Raw genomic sequence first — 4,403 nt, forward strand, 5'->3', positions numbered from 1 at the left:
TGAGACGACGACCGTCGTCGTTGGCGAGGGCGATCAAATCGAGGTCAACGATCTGGGATGGCTCGACATTAGGCTCAGGTGATTGAATGACGAGTCTGCTCAGCGTTCGAGTCCGCTACTTCCGCTCTGGGTCAAAAATCCGACACGGCGGAAAGGCAGCTTATGGCGCAAAGTGGACTATCGTTGATTGACCTTGATCTTGTTGCCGGTTGCTAGCTCAAGCTTTACCATGATGGACTGGACTGATCCACGCTAGCTCACGTTGGCTGGCACTTGATGGAATTGACCAGGCGGCCGAGCGAACCGAGCGAGCGTCACTGAGTTCGCGTGCTCACTTTTCGAAATCCAAAACTGAGGTGTGGTCGCTTGCGAACTCAGGTGTTGCCAATCGGACAGTCCAGTTGTGCTTTAGTTTCGCGTCCGAGGCGCAACACCGTGTCCGGTCTTCCGACCGCCGGTCCCCCGCTACTCGCCAAAAATAAAGCACCTTCTCCAACACGTCTGCGTGCTGGGAGGCAGCTTTTCAAACGATCTCAAGAGCAAGATCGGCCGCGATACCGATCACGCCGCCAACGGGCGATTCTCTCGAAAAGGCGGCGGCAAAGCCGCTCTTTGGGCGGCCTTTCTCAAAGATACTTATGGGCTTGAAGCGCACCTTATGCTTTGGAATATCTTGGCAACCCATTGATATCGCGACAAAAGAGATCGCCTTCGAACGCGCCAAGGGCGTAAGCAATTGACACGAAAGGCGTTTTGGCTATTCGTCTACTCCCACATTGTTGCTCGCAGCGGATGTTACTACCCGCAAGTGTTCAGGGTTTCATTTTACGCGCTTCCAGCTGGCTTCTTATGAGTGGAAACGCCTCGAGCAGGGTCCTCGGCGACGAACTGGCTGATAGCATCGAACGCCTGCAGGCGGTTCTTCTCCAGTAGCTCCATGTGCGTGCCTTCGCCGATTTCCACCCATCGCCGGTAGGCGCCCACTTGAGAGAGCGGAAGAACTCTTGCGTCGACGCGATGGGCACGTCCCGGTCCCATTCGGCGTGCACCAGAGCGTGACGACTTTTCTTCGGATCGTCATCCCGCTCTAGCTCTTTGTTTGAGCATGATCTCCGCGCAAACGCTTCGCGTTTGTCGCGAGGGAAAACCGGTTTCCACTTTTCCGGATCATGCTCTAGGAGCACGGGAACGCGAATGTCGCTCGCGTCGTAGAGCGGCTTGCCAGAAGCTTTGGAACGACTGCGTTCCAGCTCGAAAGGAAAAGCAGACAGCTATTAACTTGGGAAAAAAGCATCAGTTCATAAGCTGCGGCAGCGATGAACCAAAAAAGCTCTCACCGAAGATGTTTTCTCAGTAACCGGTAGAGCGCATGGCATTGCGGCCGCCGGAGTGGGATCATCCCGGTCTTGACATCCAATTGTAACAGTCGCTGCCTAAGGTCTGGTCGATCAAGTGTGACAGTGTTGTGAAGGGTGGGGTAGATCCAGATGCCGGATGCGCTAGCTTTCGCGCAATACCGGGGCTTTAAGTGTTACCTGCCGCTGGCGTTGTTCACCTTTTTGCTTCTGGGAAGCAACTTCTCCTTCGCGCTTGATGGGTTGAAGAATTTCGACATCCCGTCGCAGCCTTTGGCAAATGCCTTGGTCGAATTTGCAGATAGAACCGGAATGGCTGCCTTGATCGATGCCGAACTGGCCAAGGGGCTGCAATCCTCGGCGATCAAAGGGCGCTTGCTGCCCGCAGACGCCTTGCGTGTTCTGCTGGCCGGGACCGGCCTCTCGATCCGCTATGCCGGTGCCACCGCATTCACGGTCGGCCCGAAGGTGTCTGAACAAGAATCCGGGGCGGCGCAGTCACAGAAGCAGCGTCCTGCCGACTACGATGCCTACTTCTCCCACGTTCAAGGGATGATCGAACGCATTCTCTGCCAAAATGATGAGACGCGGCCGGGTCAGTATCGCACTGCGTTTCAGATCTGGATAGGCGACGCCGGGACCATCCAGGCGCTTCATCCGCTTGGAACGAGTGGAGACGAACACCGCGACGAATCCATTGCCAAGTTCATGGCGAACGCCAGTGTCGCGCCACCTCCGCCGGGCCTGCCGCAACCTGTTACCATCGTGCTGCAGCCGAGGACGTACACCTTGACGTGTGCGGACATGCTTCATTCCCGCCAATGACAGAGGGATCGAGTATTCGCATGCGCGCCATCTTTGAGGCGGGGTATCGGCAGTTCTGGGAACGCCTTCGCCACCGGTTGGGCTCGGACGCACTTGCGACCGAAGTGCTGCACGAAACCTGGCTTCGGATCGATAGCATCGGCGATGTCGGTGCAATACGACGGCCGGAATCGTACCTATTTCGCATGGCTCTTAACGTGGCCGCGGACAAGAAGCAGGCGGACAGCCGCAGGCTGTCTCCTGCGGAAGTCGAGATCGTGCGCCATATGATGGATGGGGTGCTCGATCCCGAACGTATCGCTGAGGCCCGGGATGAAGTGGCGTCGCTGGAGGCCGCACTGGACGAATTGTCCCCCCGCCGCAAGGCGATCTTCCTGCTCGCGCGGGTCAGCGAGATGAAGCATGACGACATCGCGCAGCGATTTAACATTTCAATCAGGATGGTCGAGAAAGAGCTTGTTCAAGCGCTGCGACATTGTTCGGCCCGTCTGGGAAGAAAAGTTATTCGCAGGTTCGGTCCCGGCGCTCGGAAAGAGTCTTGAGAGGGCGGGATGCACGAGGAAGATCCCACCATAACGGTTGACGACGGACAGGACATGCTTGAACGAGAAGCGCAGGAATGGCTTGTGCGCTTGACTTCGGGGCGCGCCACGATTGCCGACGCCGAAGCGCTGAAGAGCTGGTGTGGCCGCAGCAAGGCGCATGCCGCAGCCTTCGCTGAAGCCAACCTTCTGTGGGAGGGGCTCGGGACTGCAGGGCGTCGCAAGCCGAGCGACGGTGCTTCGGCGCGCGACAGGTCTCGTGGTGCCACGGCTTCGCGTCGGTGGTTTCTGGGCGGAGCCGCAGCCGCTTCTGTCGCCGGTATCGGCTATCTCGGGCTGCGGCCTCCCCTGGAACTGTGGCCATCTCCTTATGAACTCGCCGCCGACTACCGTACAGGTGTCGGCGAACGTCGTCAGATCGCGATGGACAACGGTGTCTCTGTAGAGCTGAACACGCGCAGCAGCCTCAATATTGTTCGCGATATCGGCGAGCGGCAGATTGAACTGGTCTCGGGCGAGGCGGCGATTGTTGTACCGGATACAGTTCCGGCGGGGCTTACAGTTCTCGCAGCGGGCGGCAGTCTTCACGCCGCCAGCGCGCAATTCAACCTGCGATGCGATGGAGTGCGGGCGATCGTCACCTGTCCCGGAGGAGTAGTCGTGCTTACCTAATAGGCGCGGTCGCAAAATCGATCACCCTTTCATTCTCCAAGAATTTTTCTCCAAGAATTTTTTGTGACACGGTTCAGTCTCGCCCTGCCTCAAACCGTCTTAGGGGCACTAACAGGAAGAGACGAGGCGTGGGCGCATTGTGAATGCACGCGCGATCGGCGTTGAGGCTGGTGAGCCGGCAGCAACGATCGCGGACGATGCACATTGCTCCTCCTTTTCTCGACTGGTCCGTCTCTCGCCGAGACAGTCTTCAGCCGTTCAAGGGGCAACCGTGGCGTCGAACAACAAGAAACTCCTGTCCGTTTCTCTCAAGAGTATTTTGCTGACAACCGTCAGTGCATCCACGCTGCTGACGGCGTCGCTCTCGGTTCACGGGCGCCCCTTGAACGGTTCTGCCGTGCGGTCTGCGCCGAACCTCGCAGCGGACGCGGCGTCGCTGGCGGCGCAACAGGCGGCGGGGGCCGCGAAGCAGACGCAAGACTCGCTGGCGCGTGCGGCGCGGGCCGTTCAGGACATCCAGGCGATGCAGGCGGCGGCACGCGGGGCAGCCCAGGCCCGGCAGACCTCGATCACCGCGCCGGTGGTGGTGCCGAACGGCCTCGGCGCCGGCGGGTTGCAGGTGGCGCCGGGTGCTGCGCCAGGCTCGGCGTTGTGGCGCGGTGCCAATGCGCCGACGCAGAGCGTCGATGCGGCTGGTCAGACCCAGGTCGGCATCCAGCAAACATCCGCGCGGGCGATCCTGAACTGGAGCTCGTTCAATGTCGGCGCGCGCACCACATTGACGTTTGACCAGCAGGGCAATGCCACTTGGGTGGCGCTGAACCGCGTGGCCGGTGCCACCGCACCGAGCCAGATCCTCGGCAACATCAAGGCCGATGGCCAGGTCTATGTGATCAACCAGAACGGCATCATCTTCGGCGGTGGCAGCCAGATCAACGTAGGTTCGTTGATTGCGTCCAGCGCTGCCATCACTGACAGCCAGTTCTTGGACAGCGGCATCTATTCGAGG

5 protein-coding genes are annotated in these 4,403 nt (G+C 59.4%); 4 read left to right on the forward strand and 1 reads right to left on the reverse strand.

Features of this window, described 5'->3' with window-relative positions:
- Positions 1-523: 523 nt before the first annotated feature.
- On the reverse strand, positions 524-724 hold the full coding sequence (locus CWO89_RS41200; RefSeq protein ID WP_130583973.1) for a hypothetical protein: 201 nt from the start codon (positions 722-724) through the stop codon (positions 524-526).
- Positions 725-1,487: 763 nt separating this feature from the next.
- On the opposite strand from CWO89_RS41200, the gene CWO89_RS41210 reads away from it, so the two are divergent.
- From CWO89_RS41210 to CWO89_RS41225, 4 genes are all read left to right on the forward strand, one after another.
- Entirely contained in the window at positions 1,488-2,180 is a 693-nt protein-coding gene (locus tag CWO89_RS41210; RefSeq protein WP_130583974.1) for an STN domain-containing protein, read from the forward strand.
- A 20-nt stretch (positions 2,181-2,200) separates the two neighbouring features.
- The gene (locus CWO89_RS41215) at positions 2,201-2,722 is read left to right on the forward strand and encodes an RNA polymerase sigma factor (protein ID WP_245476810.1); all 522 of its coding nucleotides are present in this window, start codon (positions 2,201-2,203) and stop codon (positions 2,720-2,722) included.
- 9 nt (positions 2,723-2,731) lie between these two features.
- Entirely contained in the window at positions 2,732-3,394 is a 663-nt protein-coding gene (locus CWO89_RS41220; protein ID WP_130583976.1) for a FecR family protein, read from the forward strand.
- A 271-nt stretch (positions 3,395-3,665) separates the two neighbouring features.
- Positions 3,666-4,403, forward strand: a 738-nt coding sequence (locus CWO89_RS41225; protein ID WP_130583977.1) for a two-partner secretion domain-containing protein, incomplete at its 3' end; no start/stop codon positions are given.

The sequence above is a fragment of the Bradyrhizobium sp. Leo170 genome, from assembly GCF_004296405.1.
Taxonomy (GTDB): Bacteria; Pseudomonadota; Alphaproteobacteria; order Rhizobiales; family Xanthobacteraceae; genus Bradyrhizobium.

Coding starts and splice junctions, on each gene's coding strand:
- CWO89_RS41210 (WP_130583974.1), top strand. CDS start 1,488: ATGCCGGATGCGCTAGCTTTCGCGCAATACCGGGGCTTTAAGTGTTAC.
- CWO89_RS41220 (WP_130583976.1), top strand. CDS start 2,732: ATGCACGAGGAAGATCCCACCATAACGGTTGACGACGGACAGGACATG.
- CWO89_RS41215 (WP_245476810.1), top strand. CDS start 2,201: ATGCGCGCCATCTTTGAGGCGGGGTATCGGCAGTTCTGGGAACGCCTT.